We start from the raw sequence: 19,027 nt of genomic DNA, 5'->3' as shown, positions 1-19,027 counted from the left end.
GTTGTTGTAATTTGAAGGCAATTTGTTGCCTTGAACGACGTCGTTCCAGCGTTTCTTTTCGTATCATCTGAGTACCAGAAGGGTGTCATTCCAGTGCTTGACACTGGAATCCAGATATAAAAGTATTTGCAAATTATGCAGTTGACAACGGATTCTAGGAGCATATCTTAAAAATAATGTCCATGATGAAATAGACTGGATCCCAGTGTCACGCACTGGGATGACAAGAGAGAGTTCTGAGGTAACAAGAAGATGGTACTGAAATGACATCTGTTGTTGTACCTTCATATGCCAAAATTTAATTAATTTTATTATTCCTCAGCCTTTTTAGGTAGCACTGAACTTCATCGTTAATCTGATTGCTAAACAGTATAAGCGCTGTCATGTTGATCAAAGCTAAACAAGAGAACAAAGTTCCACCGATATTGGCAATAGCCATTATATCTTTAGAAAGGCCAGAGAAAAACGCCACAATTATTACCGCTATGCGGTATATCACTATACTTTTTGCACCGAATAAATATAGCCACCCCATTTCACAACAATATACAAATGAAATTACCGAAGAAAATGCAAACAAAGGAGCAGCTACTGTTAGAAGGATAGGAAACCATGGAGAAACTGTCTCAAATGCCTTTTGAGTAATTAATATTCCCTCACCAACACCTGTTTGGTATGCACCTGTTATTACTATCGTTATTCCAGTTAAACAGCAAATGAGCATTGTATCAAAACACGGCTCTATCATTGCAACAAGCCCTGTTCTTACTGGTTCTTCATCTTTAGTTGTTGCATGAGTAATTGAAGCAGAACCAACACCCGCTTCGCTGGCAAAGATTGCCCTTTGAATTCCAGCAACAAATGCTCCTACCATCCCTCCGCCAACAGCATTGAAATCTATCATAGTGGAAAATAATATTTTCAACGTATAACCAAGGTTATGAATATTAAATGCAATAATAATAATACAACTAAAGATATATATAAGTGACATAATAGGCACTAGTGCAGAAGATACTCTAGCTATCCTTTTAATTCCACCAATAATCACTAGAGCAAGCAGCGCAGAGATTATGGAAGAAAGAAACCAAGAGTGACCATCTACCCAACTTGAATAGCCAGATAATATGGAAACCATTTGGTTGGTTTGAAACGCTACACTTCCACCAAGACCTGATAATACAAAGAATACTGCATACATGGCAGCCAGCACAATACCAAGTTTTTTAAATCCAAATTCCTCCAGACCATTCCTTATATACTGAAAGGGACCACTAAACAATTGGTCCTGATCTTCTGTTCTATGTCTAAACGCCAACGTTACCTCAGCAAATTTTGCTGACATACCAAAAAAACCTGTAATCATCATCCAAGGCACCGCTCCTGGCCCTCCCATTGAAACTGCAATTGCGACTCCAGCAACAGTTCCAAGGCCTACTGTGCTTGAAAGTGCAGTCATAAATGCCTGAAAATGCGTAATATGACCATCATGGTGATTCGTGTCATATTTTCCACATAAAATAGCAAATGCATGCTTAAACATTCTTATGTTGAGAAATCCAAAACGTAATGTTAGAAACACATAACCAAAAACTAGTAGAAGGATTATAAATGGCACGTAAAGGATCTTGAAAAACAGCACTTCATTCATGAAGTTATTTATTCCATTCAACACAGCGTCATAACTTTCGTAAAAACCTGAAGCAGCATGCGCATCATTAAACAATAGACAAAATAACACCATACAAAGTAATCTATAAGTCATGTTTAATACCTTTTAGAATTGTAATAGGAATCTATTGTACTCAAGACTTCCCTTCTCAGTAGATATATTGCAACAGCATTTGGAATCATAAGGCACATAAACAAACTGTCACCTAGATAAGATATAAATTCTATATTCTTTGACATACAACTGATATACACTGAAACCACTATAAGAATTTGGAACGGTATCAGTATTTTTTTACTACCAAATAAATACAGCAAAGCAACTTCACAGTAGTAACAATAAGCTATTATTGTGGAAAATGCAAAGGAAAACATCATTAGCGGAAAAACTAACTTGCTGAACAAGGGCAAAGCTGTTGAAAATATCGAACTAATTAGTGTAATATCACCCACGTTATCAGTGCTATGCATACCAGTGATAATTATCACAATACCAGTCAAAAATGAGATTAATATTGTGTCTATAAGTGGTGCAATCATTGCAACGCACCCAACTTTAATTGGATCTTCTTCTTTTACAGCTGAATGTGCTATAGCTGCTGTTCCGGTACCTGCTTCGTTAGCAAACACTGATCTTCTCACTCCGGCTATTAATCCGCTCAATACTCCGCTTCCTATAGCTGATTTATTGAAGATATCTTGGAATATTATGGATAGAGCATTCAGCAAATTACTTCCGTTTACATAAATTAAATATATACACATACCCACATATAGCACTATCATAATTGGTGCTAAGCTCGTTGAAACGAAAGCAATGCGCTTTATTCCTCCCAATATTACAATAAAGACAAGCAGGGATATAATAATGGATGCGTTGTATTCTAGGAGGTTATTTGATAGTGCTGCTATTTGATTTGCTTGAAATGGTATACCGCCCAAAATCATTGCAATAAGTAGCATAATCGCATAAGTGAAGGCAAGAAATCTACCAGTTTTTGCAAATCCAATTTTTGCAAGCCCGTACTTCATGTAATAAAAAGCCCCGCCAGTTGTATTTTCAGAGCGATAAGTAAATGCAAGCACCACCTCGGCAAACTTTATCGACATACCAAGTATTCCGGTAATTACCATCCAAAAAACTGCACTTGGGCCCCCTATTGTGATAGCTATTGCAACTCCTGATATTGTTCCAAGACCAACTGTTCCTGAAATTACTGTTGCAAACGCTTGAATATGAGTGATTATGCCATTGTTGCTGTTATTACACTTTAGATTGAATAGCGTCTGTATTCCATATTTAAGTAACCTAAAGTTAATGAATTTGAACTGGGCAGTACAAAAGATTCCAGTTGCAATTACCCAAATAATTATAAATGGAATGTTGAATATCTTTATATACAGAAATGAATTTAATAGTTCACTTATCTTCAAAATCATGCAGTTTTCTATTTTTTGTTAGCTAACGAGTTTTATATGTAAAATATATGTAAAACCCGATGCTTATTGGAATAGTAAGTGTATACACTATACCTAAAATTGGTAGAGTCATCCAGGGCTTACTGATGAAAAATACAATAAGTACTCCAAAAAATGACACAAATATATAGGATAGGCTTTTGGGAATATAAATATATTTTGCAGAGAAAGTTGGAATGTGACTTATCGAAAAAAATGAAATGGCCAGAAAGTAACAAGCTACGTTTCTTGTGTTAAAAAATCGCTCTATGAGAAGTAAGTATTCACTCTCATGAGATTGAAAGGTAATAATTATTGGTAACAAAGAAAGTAAAGCACACACTGGAGCTGGAACACCAGAAAAGAAAAATTTTTCCCAGTATGGTTGTTCTGAGTGTAGCGAAACATTAAATCTTGCAAGTCTTATTGATATGCAGATTACGTATATCATTACTAAAATCCAACCTATGACTTTGATTTCGTTTAGCTTCCAAAAATACAAAAGAAATGCAGGCGCTGCACCAAAATTTAGAAAATCTGCAAAAGAATCAAGCTGGGCTCCAAAATCGCTAGTTGATTTTAGAATTCTAGCTATTCTGCCATCCATTCCATCTATTATTGCTGCAATGATGATAAAAATTACTGAGAATTCCCATTGTTCATTAAATGTAAATTTAAGTGAAGTGAGACCAGAACATAAACCCAATAAAGTTATAAAGTTTGGGAATAATTTAGTAATAGGTAAGAATCTACTGTTACTTCCATCGTTATTCATATAACGTCAAAAGTAAGCTTCTCTTGAACGTTTTCCTTATTTAAGTTTGCTATAATTGTTTCACCACCAATAACAGTTTGCCCTTCTGAAACTCTGACTTCTGTATCAGCAGGAACATAGATATTCACTCTACTGCCAAACCTTATAATTCCAAACCTTTCACCTGCTTTTACGTTCTGGGATATTCCTAAATTACAAACGATACGACGTGCAATTAATCCAGCTATTTGCTCCACAATAATTTCTTTCCCCTTTTCGTATTCAATTACAATAACCTGCTTTTCATTTTCATTACTAGACCTATTGCTCATTGCGGATACAAACTTGCCTTTTTTATAACTCATTTCCTTTATCGTACCAGATATTGGTATACGGTTCACATGGACGTTCAAAACACTTAAAAATATGCTAACAAGCGTAAACTTCTTCTCCTCTCCGTTTTCTGCTGATAAAGGATAATTAACTTCTTCAATTTTTGAAATCACACCATCAGCAGGACTTAATATAAGATTCTTATTGTTTGGCACAGCTCTTGCTGGATCACGAAAGAAATAAGTACACAATAATGTCGGAAACAAGCACGTAACGCCAAACCCCCAAGATATAGAGAATGCTATACACGTTACTATAAAGGAAACTACTATAAATGAATAACCTTCCCTGTTTATATTAGGTAAACCAAAACACATAATCTTATTAACAATAACCTATTGTTAACAATTTATCATTTATAATTTCTCATGAAAAGCTTTTTTTAACTGCTTCAGCAAAGTCTTTTTGATACAAGGTAACATTACAGATTGTTATATTAGCACATAGAATTACCGTCATACTGTAACAACCCGTCCAACACAAAATCTAATGCCTAAGTTTAGATCAGAAAACTGATTCTTCTAAAAGTTGCTCACTATCCTCGTCTATTATGATAGAATTATCATGATTTCTGAGTAAATCTCTGATTTTCGTTTCTATTTCATTTGCGACTTCTTTGTTTGTTTTTAGGTAAGTTTTTACATTCTCTCTTCCTTGCCCAAGACGTGTGTTGTTATATGAATAGTAAGCGCCTGCTTTTTCAAGCACACCAAGCTTTGCTCCCATATCTATTATTTCTCCGAGTTTTGATATACCTTCATTGTACATTATATCAAATTTCGCTTCTCTAAATGGAGGAGCAACTTTATTTTTTACAACTTTAACTCTTGTTTCATTACCTGTAATATTTTCTTTGTCTTTTATTACACCAACTTTTCTTATATCAAGCCTTACAGAAGTATAGAATTTTAATGCATTTCCACCCGTGGTAGTTTCAGGATTTCCATACACTACTCCTATTTTCATACGAATTTGATTAATAAATATCAATATACAGTTCGCTTTTGAAACGGCAGAGGTTAGTTTCCGTAGCCCATGACTTAGAAGCCTTGCTTGCAGCCCCATATGTTGATCACCCATATCACCTTCAATTTCAGCTCTTGGAGTTAATGCTGCGACAGAGTCAATAACTATCACATCAACCGCACCAGAACACACTAAATACTCAACAATATGCAACGCCTGCTCTCCAGTGTCTGGTTGTGAAATCACTAAATCATCAGTGCTTACCCCAAGTTTACGAGCATATAAGACATCCAATGCATGTTCTGCATCGATAAATGCGCATGATCCTCCTTTTTTTTGTGCTTCAGCAATCACGTGCAAGGCAAGAGTGGTTTTACCAGAACTCTCGGGGCCAAATATTTCAATTATACGCCCTTTTGGCAGACCTCCAACACCTAGAGCCGAATCAAGCGCAATTGATCCTGTGGATATTGTGTCTATTTTTTCTACAGGGTTTTGCTTCAACTTCATTATTGCACCTTTACCGAATGCTTTTTCAATCTGGCTTATTGCGTTATCTAGCGCTTTTTGTTTATCACTATTTCTTTCTTCTGGGTTACTTGCCATAGATCATTTATTAATTTATATAATTCTCTATGATAATCAAACGCGAATAACCTGCCAAGGTTTTTCTAGTATTTATGTATTATTTCAATGAAAAATATTAACGTTTTCATAAAGCAGATATTTGTTTGCCTTCGTTAGTAACACACTATACTTTAGTGTACGAACGTTGCAATTTGCAGCATAGCAGGTGGTGTCATCCAAGTAGCCAACACTGAAATGACTAAATTCGAAATGGCTACATGAATTTATTGTAAATTACTACCGTATAAGGTGCGATGCAACAAAGCCATTCCAGTGTCAGCTACTTGAATGACACCTCTTAGATGGGTCAGCTACTCAGATCTGCCATGAAAACTGCAACCCTAAATGTTGGAGCACTGTCGTACACTAAGCGCTGTAATGACAATTTTAGTCGCTTCATACACTTATCATGCTAGTCATAACAGAAATAATTTTTACCAAAGATATTTATGAAATAATTGACATAGTTTGGAAATATGTATATTATAGAACATTAATAGTTAGTTAATTTGTAGGTGTAATGTGGCTAGAAATGTTTTGAATGAAAATGAGTACCACGCTTTAAAGCAGTTGTTTTTAACATTTAATATTCAAAAGGAGGATGTGGTAAATTCTGACATTAAGAATATTAAGAAAAAGCTTAGTCAACAATACCGTAAATTATCGTTAAAATATCACTCAGATAAAAACCCAAACAATAAAGAAGCGGAGGAGAAATTTAAGGTTATTGCATTAAATAAGCCATTTTTTGAAGAATTTATAATAGAGCCATTGGAGAAAGGTCTCAATAAAAGAAATAATTTAATAAAAGAATTACGCGGTAAGTTGTGGAGTCGCAGTTATGAAGAATTGCAAAAATACTTAGATGATAAGTGCAGAAATAAACTCTATAATAAGCAGCAGTCAATTAACAATAATGTAACTGCTTATGTAAAATATTCTTCTTATTCAAATCTCTTAGGAGTTCTTTTAGTATCCTTCACATCAATTGCATTTTTAATAATTAATGGTATTTCTTCTAATGTACCAATAGCAGTAGGTTTTCTTGCTCCCTTGTTAGCAGGATCTATTTTGAGTCTAGCTGTTAAGAGCATTTATACTAGAAATGGGAAAGAGTTTAATCATCAGACTAATATTTTATTATTGTTTAACTTTGACCAAGAATGCGAAAATTTTTCAAAGAGTGATAGGACTAAATTAAAGTGGCTAAAAAATTCAGTTATTTTGAGCAACACAATCTGTACATCTTTAATGTTTTTCGGTGTGGGATTAGATTTAGTTGCCAACGGCTTTGGTATAACTAACTCTATGATGTTATCCGGCTTATTACTTTCATTACCATTCACGCTTTTAATTGTTACTTCACCTATTTTAAATGCTGCAAGTAATTATATTCTCAAAAAGACAGCTATAAATTCAATTGAGGAGCAATTTAAAGGTGATGATCAGTTTATAGAAGTCGATAACGAAAAGCCAAGCAGTACTATGAGCAATCAAAGTTATTTCCCCATCGGTCAGTTAATATCATCAAAGTTAGCTATTCTCCATAGCGAAGTCTCTAGCTAGGAACAATGAGCCACAGATTAGTATGGTTTTGACGTTTTGGATAGAGGCTTTTAATATGTGATTTGATATTGCATCGCCAATTGACTCACACTCAATTGCTTTTATTCCTATGTTATTGGCTTTTTCCCTAATCAAGTTTGTATTTGTTGCTTTGGGCTCAGACTTAACACAAACCGCACATAGTAGCTTGATATATGGCTTTAAGTGCTCTAAGAACTCTTCCACATTTCTGTTACGAGTAACACCAAAAATTATATAGATACCTTCAGCAAAATTATCTTTTACCCACTGAAATAGTACTCTAGCACCATCATTATTGTGCGCACCATCTAAAAATAATTGCCAATCTTTTGGTAGTAAAGAAATTAAATTGCCCTCTTTTATACGCTCCAGTCGTGCAGGCCAATAAGTGCACTGTAAACCTGAAGTGATATCCTCTTCTCCAATATCAAATCCATATTTTCCACTCAAAATGCTACATGCTGCAATAGCATTGCCTGCATTGATTATTTGGTGATCACCCTTTAAAGACGGCAAAGGAAATTCTATTGATTGAATAGCTGATTGGAAAACCATTTTGTTGTTCTTTTTTTTGCAATTCCATTCAAAACCTCCTCTATATAAGGGAGATTTCTTATTTATTGCGTGGTATTCTAGCGTGTTCATTATAGATTTTTCTTGTGGTGCTATCACGCAAGGAACATTAGGTTTCATTATTCCAGCCTTTTCACCTGCTATAATTTCTATAGTAGGGCCAAGATATTCCGTATGATCAAGTGCAATGGAAGTAATTATTGTTAAAATCGGACTATCTATAACATTTGTTGTATCAAGTCTTCCACCCATACCCACTTCAATTAAAGTTATATCGGCTTTGTGACGAGAAAAAGCTAAAAAAGCTGCAATAGTTGCAGCTTCAAACAGAGTGATAGGTTGTTCTGCAATTACGGCACGGCATTCTTCTAACAAGCTATATAATTCATTATCGTCGATATAACTGCCTGCAATAACTATTCTTTCATTAAAATTCACCAAATGTGGAGAAGTGTATGCGTGTACCTTATACCCTGCTGCTTGCATTATATATCTTATAAATGCTAGTGTTGAGCCTTTCCCATTAGTTCCAGCTATATGAATTACGGGAGGCACTTTTTTCTCGGGATTATCTAGTTTACTAAGAAAGCTTTTTATGCGATCAAGAGAAAAATCATTCGGCCTGCTACCAAGTGGCTTAGGCCAATGAGGCATATATATCATAGATTATTGTTACATTTTAATTCACCTATCACACTTGCTATGCCATGCGTGTCAATCTTCTCACTAAATTGAGAACGTTGATTAATAGCAATACTTATTCCACTCATTACAACATCACTTATCAAGAAAGAACTGTGATTTTTAGTAACTTTAAAATCAATATTTGTAAATTCTTCATCACCGTAAGAGAACCTTGTGCCAATTAAGCAAGTTTCATCGTCAACTGCTTTTGTACTCATTATGATCATTTCACTATTACTCATGTATTTAGATAAAATTTTAACGCACAAACGTGTAAGATACACTTCATACTCTCTTAAGAAATCTTCCCTTTCCTTCCGGGTAGTCAAAACCCAATATTTTCCCATGACAAATCGAGATATTTCTTTGAGGTTAACATTATTCTGAATGACCTCCTGAAGCTTTTCGTGTACATGCTCTAGGTTTTTTCTATTTCCTTTTGTAGATATGCTGTCTACTTGTTGTTTCATAGTATGCACAAAAATTTTGTGATCTGTACAATTAGTGTAAGCACTTGAAGAAATTACAATAAAAACAATAATGATTAAAACTTTAGTAATATTCATAAGATATACTTAAAATGCAAAGTTTAATAAAGATTAAATAACAATTACTGACTTTAATATACCTATAGACATGCCCTGTGTAAATCATCTATAATTCAAGTAGGGGTCTGTGCTATGCGTTATGAGTTAAGTTAAATTTCCCGAGCGATAATTTCTAGAGAAGGGAATTGCCTCTGCTGGTTTCGTTGAAACTAATATGCGATGCCCACCTTAACTTCAGGTCTCAGGAATCTACTAAGGCTGACGGTAGATACGGATCCTTTTTTGATTGGTACTAAATTTATGCTTCATCAATACAGAGAACAAGGTACCTTCCTATGTTCGCCTAATGAAGTATTCCAAATTGTAATTGATGTTGAAAGGTATCCTGATTTTGTTCCTTGGTGCAAAGCCGTTTATATAAAAGAAAAAATTGACAATCAAATGGTTGTGGACCTTCTAGCAGCTTTTCATGGAATTAAAGGAAGATATACATCAGAGGTAACCTTTCTTTCTCCAAGTAGAACAAACGAAGGTTGGATAAAAGCTGTATCATCAAATGGAATATTTAAACATCTATGCAATAAATGGCAATTCATTCCCATAGATGAAAATAAAACTATGGTAAAGTTTTATATAGAGTTTAAGTTTAAGTCCAACTCATTTTCAACCCTATTAAACTCAGTATATAAATATACACAAAGTAAAATAATTGCTGCATTTAAAGACAGGGCTGAAAGCCTTGCTAAACAAAAGTTACCTTGACACTATTTATATAAATATATAATTTTTTTAGTAAGTTAAGTATTTATATCGTAATGATTTTTAGACTATTGCTTTTATCAATTTTTATAAGTGTTAATTCTTATGCAGTTGTTAACCAACATATTCAAAAAGAAACTAATGAAATAACATCAAAGGAGTTACTATCACTATTACCCGATGATAAATTATTAGGAGATCCAAAAGCACCAATTCTAATGATAGAATATGCTTCATTAACTTGCTATCACTGCTCTCTTTTTCATAAGAATGTTTTTCCTAAAATAAAAGAGAAATATATAGACACAGGTAAGATGTTATATATATTTCGTCATTTTCCTTTGGATTACAGAGGGCTAAAGGCTGCAATGCTAAGTCATTGCTACGAAAAACAAGAAGACTACTTTAATTTTAACAAAGCTGTTTTTAACTCAATAGATTCGTGGAATTACTACAATTTAAGTGATTTGACTTTACTACAAAGAATTGCTGCACTAAGCAACTTAAAGCAAGATGCATTTAACCAATGCATTAATGATAAGAAAATTATGGATAAAATCATAAATGATAAATCACTGGCAATTAATAAACTTGGTATCACAGCTACCCCAATATTTTTCATCAAGCTTAACGATGGTAAGTCATATATAGAGCATAATAAAGTTAAACATGAAGGGTATAAAGAGCTGAAATACCTCACTGATGTAATAGATAAATTATATGGAAAAGCTATAGTGAAGTAATACCACTGTAGCTTACCATATAAAAGACTCTATGCTGAGTCATTGTTTTTTACGACTGTTTGTTGTTTTTTACGCTCAAATTCTCTTTTTTTACTGTGCCAAGCGTAGTAATACATAGCAATTTTATTCTCTATTAATACTATTGTTCCATCATAAAACTGAACCATATCCATAACTTTTCTCTGAGCTTCATCAAAACGTTCTTTATACTTTTCACGATAAGCTGGATTATTTAGTAACATAACCCCTTCATTCTTGTTAGATTTTTTGTTTAACGTTTCAACTTCGCTAGCAATAGTATAAGACATATAACCCCCTCTAATTGATTATAAAAATTATATTTTAATAAAGAGAAATGCGCATAAACAATCTCTTTAATTCCAGCACAATAATCGACTGCTTATTATACTAGTTAACTATAGTACAATATATAATAATTCTTGTCACTTAAAATTTTATACTATGAAATAATAACTTAAAATAAATGTTTTTATTATTTCAAACTATATTATTATATTTATAAATTGTGTATGAATTAAGCTTCCCTAATTTATAATCTATGCGTAATAATTTTAGTATAAAATTGTCATACATAAGAAATCTATTTGCAAAAGAATTTAAAACAATAGAAGAATATTGTATTCTTGAAAAAAAGCAACATATTCAGATCGGCCATGAAGAAGGAAAGCTATTAAGTTTATTTATAAAAATCCATAAAATCAAAAGTATTGTTGAGATTGGCACGTTATACGGTTATTCGTCGATTTGCATGGCAAAAGCTCTACTGGAAGATGGTCACATATATACAATAGAAAATAACCCTCAATACTCAAGAATAGCAAAAAAAAATTTTAGTGCTTTTAATCTGAGTGATAAAATTACTCTAATAGAAGGCAATGCATTGGAAAAACTTAATGAATTATCAGCAAAAGCACCATTTGACATGATATTTATCGATGCTGATAAAGGTGGTTATCCTAAATATTTAGATTGGGCAGAGTCATACATTAAACAAGATGGGCTAATCGTTGCAGATAACACTCTATTGTTTAACACAGTATTTTTAGAATCGCCTCCAAAAGAAGTATCAGAAAAATCATGGCATGCTATGAGGGAGTTTAATAATAGATTATCAGATGAAAAAAAATATTTCTCTATATTGATTCCAACTGATGAAGGAATGACTGTAGCTTTAAAGCTAACATAAGTTAAAAATCAAGGTCAGCATAATGTTTAGGAGGGATTAAACCAGAAATCCTCTCTAATAATATCTCACGAAAACAAGGCTTTGATTTAACAATGGAGTACCATTCTTTTAAAATTTTACTTTTTTCCCATGGAAAACTACTTACATAGTCTATTACAGAAATATGCGATGCTAAAGTAATATCAGCCAAAGTGAACTTATCGGTTGCAAGCCAAATGTTCTTGTTAATTAAGTGTTCAACATATTCTATATGGCAAAGCAGATTATGCTGAGCTGCATAGATAAACCTAGAATCAGGGCTGCGGTTAGTAATTACTTTTTCATTCATAATATACTTAGTAACTTCATTGTAAAATTTGTTATCGAACCAATTGATTAGAGCGCGTATTTTAGACTTAATAATAGTGGATGAACCAAATAATTTGACGTCGCTATTGTAAGTTTCTTCTATATATTCACAAATGGCATTACTATCCGCTATTACAAAGTTATTATCTATTAATACTGGTACTTGCCCGGTTGGATTGATCTCCATAAATTCATTCCGTTTTTCCCACGGATTTTCATACACTAGATCACAGCCCAACTTTTTTTCTTTGAGAAGGGCTCTAACTTTTCGTGAAAATGGACAAAGAGGAAAATGATATAAAATCATAATATTCCTCTTTTCTTATCCCAGTACCTATAGGTTGTTATTCCAGTGTGTGACACTGAAATCCACATCTTTTTTCTCTGGATCCAAGTTGGGATGACAAGAGAAGAGTATTTTAGGTAACAGTTGTTTACTCCAAAGTAATGTTGCAAGAGGTCTAACATATAAATTATAAGACTAATATAGGATATACCTTGCTAAATAAAAAAAAAAGTATAATATTTTATAAGGTATGCAGGCAAAAACTCTGTAATTTGGTCAGATCAGAAATGAAGCAGCCATATCAGAACCTTTTTGGGTTGCATACCTACTTCATTATTTGTTTTATCCGAAGCTGTGAATATAGCATTAAAACATCGTCCTAGTAGCTTTAAAGATCTAGTAGGTCAAGATATATTAGTGCGTGTATTAGAAAATGCTTTTATTTTAAACAAAATCCCACAATCTATACTGCTCTCTGGTAGTAGTGGAGTTGGTAAAACCACCACTGCAAGGATAATAGCTTTATGTTTGAATTGTTCCCTGGGGCCAATTTTTGAACCTTGCGGATCATGTGAAAATTGTCTAGCAATAAAAAATTCAAGCCATCCAGATGTGATTGAAATCGATGCAGCAAGTCACACTAGCATTGACGATATTAAAGTAATCCTGGGAGATATTTGCTATTCACCTATAAGCTCTAAATTCAAAGTCTACATTATAGATGAAGTACATATGTTATCCAGCAGTGCATTTAACGCATTACTTAAAACCCTAGAAGAGCCACCATCTAGTGTAAAATTCATTTTAGCAACTACGGAAATAAAAAAGATACCGATAACTATTATTGCACGTTGTCAAAGATTTGATTTACACAACATTCCTGTAGCTAAAATAGTGGAACGTTTAAATGATGTTGCACAAAAAGAGAGTTATTCTATTGAAAAGGGAGCATTAGAATTAATTGCACGACACTCTGGAAATTCAATGCGTAACGCCTTGTTTTTGATGAATCAAGCAGTGCTATATAGCAAAGATGGTGCAATATCCACTAAAAATGTGACAGACATACTTGGCCTAGTGGATAAAGATATTATATTTGATCTATTAGGGGCAATATTAGAAGGTGATTTACAGAAAGCTCTATCAGTGTTTGACAAGGCGATAAAAACAGCAAACCCACTTAGTATTTTTGAAGGTCTATTGCAAACAATTCAGTTAGTATGCCGTTTTTTAATTACGAAAGAGATTGATAGTGCAGTTACAGAGTATGAAAAGAATAGGATAAAAGATTTAAGTATAAAGAGATCTTTAATATTTTTTTCAAGATTGTGGAAGGTGTTGCTTAAAGGTATTCAAGATATAAAAACTTCAACATGCAACGATGTTGCTGCTGAAATGATGCTAATTAGTCTTTGCTATCTCTCTGATCTACCTTCTCCAGAACAGGTGATCAAAAAAGTTCTTTCACAAAATGTAGAGCAAGGAAATAGACAGGGCAGACCTGTTGCACCTTCCCCCTCTGTCATCCAAGTAGCTGACTACTCAGATCCAAAAAAATATGTGGAAAGTAAACAACAACCCCACTCTGTCATCCCAGTGCGTGACACTGGGATCCATGTGGAAAATAAACAACAAAATTACGATTTTGATAAGATTTTGCAACTATTAAGGCGGAGTAACCAAATTTATCTTTACAAACAACTGTGTAATAATCTACAATTAATAGATTGTAAACCTGGGTATTTAAAATTAAAAGCTGTATCTAAGTTGGACAGTAATTTTTGCAATGATTTAAAAAATTACTTAAACCAGGCAACTCAGCAGGAGTGGGTTATTACAGTTGATACGGGTTATATAAACAGGGAAGTGAGTAATTTAAATTATGCACCTGCAGTCAAGGATATACTTGACATGTTTAAAGGTGCAAAAGTAGTTAATATAGAAAATAAGGAGTAAGTTGTGGATTTTAGTCAAATAATGAAACAAGCGCAAGAGATGCAAAAAAAGCTTGCAGAAGCTCAAGAAAAATATATTGGAAAAGAGTTTCAAGGTATTTCTGGTGGTGGCAAAGTTTCTGTATTAGTGGAAGTCATAAAAATAGGTAGCTATAAAGCTAAAAAGGTGAACATAGACTTAGAACTTATGAGAAATGAGGAAAAAGATATAGTAGAGGATTTAGTAACAGCAGCGTTTAATGATGCCGTTAAAAAAGCAGAAGAAGATATGGCAAATGCAACTTCTGATCTCGCAGGTATGATGGGTTTACCACCTGGATTTAAACTTCCTTTTTGAATTTACTACTGAAGTTTCTTTTAGTGTAAGTATTTTTTTTCTAATACTAGACTTCTTTATATAATGCGCCTATAGCTAGCACAGCCCTATGTCATACCGCAATTCATTCCACAACTGTACGAACATTGCAATATGGCACATAGTAAACGATGTCATTCCAGTCTGGAATCCAGCCTTGCCGTAATCTCATCAAGAACGTTGTGTTTTAACATAAAACGGCTACTTTTATGCTTACCAACTTAATAAAATTCCTGATCCCAGTGGGCTTTGTTGCATCGCTCAAGTGAAAAGAACTGGCAGTTACTGACAAAATTCATTATAAATAGCCATTTAACTGTTGAAGAAAAAATATGCCACAAAAAATGAGAGTCAGTAACTGCCATGAATATAACAAATTTCTCCAAGAAAGAGGAAGCATTTTTTGTTATATCAATGACGCCATAGAAAATTGGTACGAGAATTGTCCAAAAATGCAGGGCGGCAACTATATTTATAGTGATAAAGTTGTGATTTTGGTGCATATAATCGTCAGTTTCTTTAGAATTGGTTTAAGACAAACAGTCGGGTTTATAAAAGGGTATTTGCAACAAATAGGAAGAGATTTGGCAGTTATCAGCTATTCACAAGCATCAAGAAGGTTTAAGAAACTTAATATTAAGATAAATGATTGCAGAAAATAATATGGAAGATATCGAAATTGCTATAGACAGTACAGGAATTAGTATATACAACAACACTCCTGGTCACAGCAAGGAAAATAGCACTAACAGAAAATATCGTGGCTATGAGCAAACGAGAAAATTGCACGTAATGTTGAATATAAACAACAAAAAAGCCATAGCTGTAAAATACAGTAACGGTGTCTACTCTGATCACTATGGAGCTTGTGATTTGCTAAAAGAAGTTGATTTTCAGCATGCCATAAAAGCACTATATGCAGATAGAGCATGTGATAGGCACAAGTTTTATAAGTTGTGTAACGAATATGATATAAAGACAAAAATTCCACCAATAAACAATGCGGCAGAACATCCAGAAATAGATTATATGTCTGACAGGAATGCTGCTATTAGGTTAATAAAATTATACGGTGAAGATGGCATGAAAGAATGGAAAAAAGAAGTAAATTATGGGAAAAGATCTTATATTGAAGGGTTTTTCTCAAGATTAAAGCAAATATTCGGATTTAGTTTTAGGAATAAATCTGAGATAAATCGAGAAAAAGAACTGCTAATCAAATGCTATTTGCTTAATAAATTCACTGATATTGGTATGGCTAAATTTGAGATAGTTACATGAATTTACCATAAATCACCATCTCATAAAGTGTGATGCAACAAAGCCATTCCAGTGTCATGCTACTTGGATGACAAGAAGAGGGTACTTGGATAAGAGGCATTGCCCTCCTGGTAGGCCCAAATTGCAATGTTCGTACAGTTGTGGATTTCTCATCCGCTAACAAGCAGCGAGATGACGAGGTCTTTCGATAGTAAATCTTACCTGTGTTAGCTATACCAAAAAATCAAAAGTCGTATTTATTCATTAATAAAATCTTTGTCTTCTCCTAAAAATTAGTTAAAATGTAGAATATTTTGTGTTATTAAGTTAGCACTTGACTTAACTTTAGTTGTTACTTAGACTGCTAAAGTGGAATTTTAATTTTTTTTACGAGGACAATTATGCATTATAAAAAGTTTTTTTCAGCAGCCGCTTTAGCAACGTTGCTAAGTTTATCAAACTCTGCTTTTTCAGATCCTGTTGGTCCAATAAGTGATGAAGAAACTAGCTACTACGTTCGTTTGCAATACAACGGTGAAATTTTACCTCTTTTCACAAAAGTTGATGGTGCTACAGGTGCTAAAAAGAAGACTGCGGATACTGATACAACTACTGACCTTTATAAAGCTTCTTTTATGGCTGGTGGTGGTGCATTTGGTTACAAAATGGACGACATCAGAGTTGATGTTGAAGGGCTTTATTCGCAGCTAAGCAAGGATACACTTGATGTAGCTCCTACTCCAGCAATTGCAGACAGTTTAACAGCATTTTCAGGATTAGTTAACGTTTATTACGATATAGCAATTGAAGATATGCCTATCACTCCATATGTTGGTGTTGGTGTTGGTGCAGCGTATATTAGCACACCTTTGGCAACCGCTGTGAGTAGTCAAAATGGTAAATTTGCTTTTGCTGGTCAAGCAAGAGCTGGTGTCAGCTATGACATAACTCCAGAAATCAAACTCTACGCTGGAGCTCGTTATTTCGGTTCTTTTGGTGCTCATTTTGATAAAGATACTGCTGCAGCAAGCAAAGACAAGGGGGAACTCAAAGTTCTTTACAGCACTGTTGGTGCAGAAGCTGGAGTAGCGTTTAATTTCTAGTCTATCTCAGTCTTGTTATCCCAGTGGGTTTTTTCTTGTCATCCAAGTAGCATGACACTGGGATCTAGAAAAAAGAAATGTGGATTCCAGTGTCAAGGCACTGGAATAACACTATTTGCTATGTGTTTAAGCTATAACGTTTACCATTGTACTGGTAGAATATCATCTAAAGTTACATAATGTTATCCAATTAGCTAACACTGCGGCCTACTGTCTCCAAGAAATTAGATGGAAAATTTGTACTTTTTTCAAATCAAAGCTTGAATTTTTGCTGGAAAATCAATATATTATATGCATGAAGTTTTAATTTAAGTTGTTATGTTGACCCCAATGGCAAGCTTATGTGTCGATAGCAGAACCAATCTCATGCAATATATTGCTAGGGTGCGAAAATTTCCCATGCTGTCTCAAGAGGAAGAAGTACAACTAGCAAAAAATTGGAACCAATACAAGGATATTTCTTCTGCTCATAAATTGATTACCAGCCATTTGAATTTGGTAGTGAAAATTGCAATGAAATTCAAAAATTATGGACTATTGTTGATGGACCTGGTCATGGAAGGGAATATGGGTTTAATGCATGCAGTAAAAAAGTTTAATCCTGATTTAGGGTTTCGTTTTTCAACTTATGCAGTGTGGTGGATTGAAGCTTCAATAAAAGACTTTATATTGAAATCTTGGTCATTTGTGAAAATAGGCACAACGCAAGCACAAAGAAGATTATTTTTTAGTTTACGTAAAATAAAAAAAAGAATTTTACAGTATACAAACAGAGAAACTTTAAATAATGAAGAAATAAAAGCAATATCTAATGAGCTTTCTGTATCCGAAGGAGACATTATACAGATGAATTACCGTTTGGCTTGTAAGGATCAGTCGCTAAACGATTGCATAAAAATAGGTGATGACTCTAAAAGGGAGCTACAAGATATGATCCCATGTAACTTGGTCAGTCAAGAAGTAACTTACCAAAATCATGAAGAGAAAGAATTAAAAGAAACAATTTTAAACAATGCACTAGCAAGTCTCAACGAAAGGGCGAGAGACATTTTTATCAGTAGATATTTGTCTGAAAACACTCAAACTCTGGATGAACTTAGTAAAAAATATTGTGTTTCAAGAGAAAGAATAAGGCAGTTGGCTGAGCAGGCGATGGCTAAGGTAAAACAATATATACAATCAGAAAGTTTGAAATTTGGTTTGCATGCGTAGTTTTTTTATATTTCTAATATTTTTTTCAATAGGCGCTTTTGCATCAGTTAGTGATGTGCAATTGAAGGAAAAATATAAAGATTGGCTCTTGTATACTGCATTGGAAGATGGAGAGAAGGTATGTTATATTGTATCCTATCCTAAAAAAAAAAGCGAACATTATACAACCAACCGAAAGCCATATGTAATGGTTAGTTATGTTGATAAAAAAGCAGATGAGGTAAGCGTTACCTCTGGTTTTCAGTATGATAAGGAGCCTGTAGCTCTCAATATCGACAAAAAAATTAAATATACACTGCCTATAATACAGGGAAGTTTTGCGTGGGCAGAGCATACAAAAATAGATCAAGATCTCATTCTAAAAATGAAGCAGGGATTATCAATGGTAGTGAATGGGAAAACAAAAACAGTGACCATTGATGATACTTATTCCCTACTTGGGTTTCAAAAAGCGTATCAAAAAATGCATGATTCATGCCATACAAAGTAAATTATTGTAACAGAATACCCAGCTATAGTATAAAATAGACTACTCTTT

Annotated in this window: 21 protein-coding genes and 2 other RNA genes; 13 read left to right on the top strand and 10 right to left on the bottom strand. The window is 33.8% G+C overall.

The features are described from left to right. Positions 1-63: 63 nt before the first annotated feature. The 6 genes from ABWU29_RS01075 to recA all read right to left on the bottom strand — a co-directional run bounded on the left by ABWU29_RS01075 (position 64) and on the right by recA (position 5,848). Positions 64-270: a hypothetical protein gene (locus ABWU29_RS01075; protein WP_081600804.1), complete on the bottom strand. Its 207-nt coding sequence runs from the start codon at positions 268-270 to the stop codon at positions 64-66. 28 nt (positions 271-298) lie between these two features. Further along, complete coding sequence (locus tag ABWU29_RS01070) at positions 299-1,765, bottom strand: alanine/glycine:cation symporter family protein (RefSeq protein ID WP_015589349.1); 1,467 nt, start codon at positions 1,763-1,765, stop codon at positions 299-301. A gap of 2 nt (positions 1,766-1,767) precedes the next feature. Further along, positions 1,768-3,111: an alanine/glycine:cation symporter family protein gene (locus tag ABWU29_RS01065; RefSeq protein ID WP_015589350.1), complete on the bottom strand. Its 1,344-nt coding sequence runs from the start codon at positions 3,109-3,111 to the stop codon at positions 1,768-1,770. A gap of 22 nt (positions 3,112-3,133) precedes the next feature. Next, positions 3,134-3,904 (bottom strand): CDP-alcohol phosphatidyltransferase family protein, encoded by a 771-nt coding sequence (locus tag ABWU29_RS01060; RefSeq protein ID WP_015589351.1) that lies wholly within the window; start codon positions 3,902-3,904, stop codon positions 3,134-3,136. After that, positions 3,901-4,593, bottom strand: a complete 693-nt coding sequence (locus ABWU29_RS01055) for a phosphatidylserine decarboxylase (RefSeq protein WP_007548750.1) — start codon at positions 4,591-4,593, stop codon at positions 3,901-3,903. Before ABWU29_RS01055 ends, ABWU29_RS01060 begins: the two co-directional genes overlap by 4 nt. A gap of 187 nt (positions 4,594-4,780) precedes the next feature. Further along, complete coding sequence (recA, locus tag ABWU29_RS01050) at positions 4,781-5,848, bottom strand: recombinase RecA (RefSeq protein ID WP_010963008.1); 1,068 nt, start codon at positions 5,846-5,848, stop codon at positions 4,781-4,783. A gap of 624 nt (positions 5,849-6,472) precedes the next feature. Here recA and ABWU29_RS01045 point away from each other — a divergent pair. Beyond that, entirely contained in the window at positions 6,473-7,435 is a 963-nt protein-coding gene (locus tag ABWU29_RS01045; RefSeq protein WP_077188321.1) for a J domain-containing protein, read from the top strand. On the opposite strand, the gene ABWU29_RS01040 is transcribed toward ABWU29_RS01045, so the two are convergent. Next, complete coding sequence (locus ABWU29_RS01040) at positions 7,403-8,692, bottom strand: bifunctional folylpolyglutamate synthase/dihydrofolate synthase (protein WP_264953985.1); 1,290 nt, start codon at positions 8,690-8,692, stop codon at positions 7,403-7,405. The two genes, ABWU29_RS01045 and ABWU29_RS01040, sit on opposite strands and share 33 nt — an antisense overlap. Further along, positions 8,689-9,279, bottom strand: a complete 591-nt coding sequence (locus ABWU29_RS01035) for a phospholipid-binding protein MlaC (RefSeq protein WP_015589354.1) — start codon at positions 9,277-9,279, stop codon at positions 8,689-8,691. Before ABWU29_RS01035 ends, ABWU29_RS01040 begins: the two co-directional genes overlap by 4 nt. A 101-nt stretch (positions 9,280-9,380) precedes the next feature. On the opposite strand from ABWU29_RS01035, the gene ssrS reads away from it, so the two are divergent. The 3 genes from ssrS (at position 9,381) to ABWU29_RS01020 (ending at position 10,763) form a co-directional block, all read left to right on the top strand. Then, positions 9,381-9,542, top strand: a non-coding RNA gene (ssrS, locus tag ABWU29_RS01030) — 6S RNA. A 19-nt stretch (positions 9,543-9,561) separates the two neighbouring features. Further along, positions 9,562-10,023 carry a type II toxin-antitoxin system RatA family toxin gene (locus ABWU29_RS01025; RefSeq protein WP_041573611.1) on the top strand — a complete coding sequence of 154 codons (462 nt, stop codon included), beginning with the start codon at positions 9,562-9,564 and terminating at the stop codon, positions 10,021-10,023. A 53-nt stretch (positions 10,024-10,076) separates the two neighbouring features. Then, positions 10,077-10,763, top strand: a complete 687-nt coding sequence (locus ABWU29_RS01020) for a DsbA family protein (RefSeq protein ID WP_015589356.1) — start codon at positions 10,077-10,079, stop codon at positions 10,761-10,763. A 29-nt stretch (positions 10,764-10,792) separates the two neighbouring features. On the opposite strand, the gene ABWU29_RS01015 is transcribed toward ABWU29_RS01020, so the two are convergent. Continuing rightward, positions 10,793-11,071: a DUF2671 domain-containing protein gene (locus ABWU29_RS01015; RefSeq protein ID WP_007551133.1), complete on the bottom strand. Its 279-nt coding sequence runs from the start codon at positions 11,069-11,071 to the stop codon at positions 10,793-10,795. 251 nt (positions 11,072-11,322) lie between these two features. Here ABWU29_RS01015 and ABWU29_RS01010 point away from each other — a divergent pair, with 251 nt between their 5' ends. Continuing rightward, positions 11,323-11,970: an O-methyltransferase gene (locus ABWU29_RS01010; protein ID WP_015589357.1), complete on the top strand. Its 648-nt coding sequence runs from the start codon at positions 11,323-11,325 to the stop codon at positions 11,968-11,970. Between the two features lies 1 nt (position 11,971). On the opposite strand, the gene ABWU29_RS01005 is transcribed toward ABWU29_RS01010, so the two are convergent. After that, complete coding sequence (locus ABWU29_RS01005; RefSeq protein WP_141457290.1) at positions 11,972-12,625, bottom strand: glutathione S-transferase family protein; 654 nt, start codon at positions 12,623-12,625, stop codon at positions 11,972-11,974. Positions 12,626-12,847: 222 nt separating this feature from the next. Here ABWU29_RS01005 and ffs point away from each other — a divergent pair. The 8 genes from ffs (at position 12,848) to ABWU29_RS00965 (ending at position 18,979) form a co-directional block, all read left to right on the top strand. Continuing rightward, positions 12,848-12,937: signal recognition particle sRNA small type (ffs, locus tag ABWU29_RS01000), an RNA gene on the top strand. Positions 12,938-12,958: 21 nt separating this feature from the next. After that, entirely contained in the window at positions 12,959-14,560 is a 1,602-nt protein-coding gene (gene dnaX, locus ABWU29_RS00995) for a DNA polymerase III subunit gamma/tau (protein ID WP_141457288.1), read from the top strand. A gap of 21 nt (positions 14,561-14,581) precedes the next feature. Further along, positions 14,582-14,896, top strand: coding sequence for a YbaB/EbfC family nucleoid-associated protein (locus ABWU29_RS00990; RefSeq protein WP_041573540.1), 315 nt, complete (start codon positions 14,582-14,584; stop codon positions 14,894-14,896). A 350-nt stretch (positions 14,897-15,246) separates the two neighbouring features. Next, a complete protein-coding gene (locus tag ABWU29_RS00985) occupies positions 15,247-15,576 on the top strand; it encodes a transposase (protein WP_141456678.1) in 330 nt (109 codons plus the stop codon). Next, on the top strand, positions 15,560-16,195 hold the full coding sequence (locus tag ABWU29_RS00980; RefSeq protein ID WP_264953956.1) for a transposase: 636 nt from the start codon (positions 15,560-15,562) through the stop codon (positions 16,193-16,195). Before ABWU29_RS00985 ends, ABWU29_RS00980 begins: the two co-directional genes overlap by 17 nt. A 380-nt stretch (positions 16,196-16,575) precedes the next feature. Next, the gene (locus ABWU29_RS00975; RefSeq protein ID WP_141457284.1) at positions 16,576-17,277 is read left to right on the top strand and encodes a P44/Msp2 family outer membrane protein; all 702 of its coding nucleotides are present in this window, start codon (positions 16,576-16,578) and stop codon (positions 17,275-17,277) included. Between the two features lie 318 nt (positions 17,278-17,595). Continuing rightward, on the top strand, positions 17,596-18,489 hold the full coding sequence (locus ABWU29_RS00970) for an RNA polymerase factor sigma-32 (protein WP_015589362.1): 894 nt from the start codon (positions 17,596-17,598) through the stop codon (positions 18,487-18,489). Further along, positions 18,482-18,979: an invasion associated locus B family protein gene (locus ABWU29_RS00965; RefSeq protein WP_353280056.1), complete on the top strand. Its 498-nt coding sequence runs from the start codon at positions 18,482-18,484 to the stop codon at positions 18,977-18,979. Before ABWU29_RS00970 ends, ABWU29_RS00965 begins: the two co-directional genes overlap by 8 nt. The last annotated feature ends 48 nt before the right edge of the window (positions 18,980-19,027 follow it).

Origin of the sequence: Wolbachia endosymbiont (group A) of Phasia obesa, assembly GCF_964028125.1 — a bacterium.
GTDB lineage: Bacteria > Pseudomonadota > Alphaproteobacteria > Rickettsiales > Anaplasmataceae > Wolbachia > Wolbachia pipientis.
Note: the sequence above shows the minus strand (reverse complement) of the source record. Positions and strands in the feature narration are given on the sequence as shown.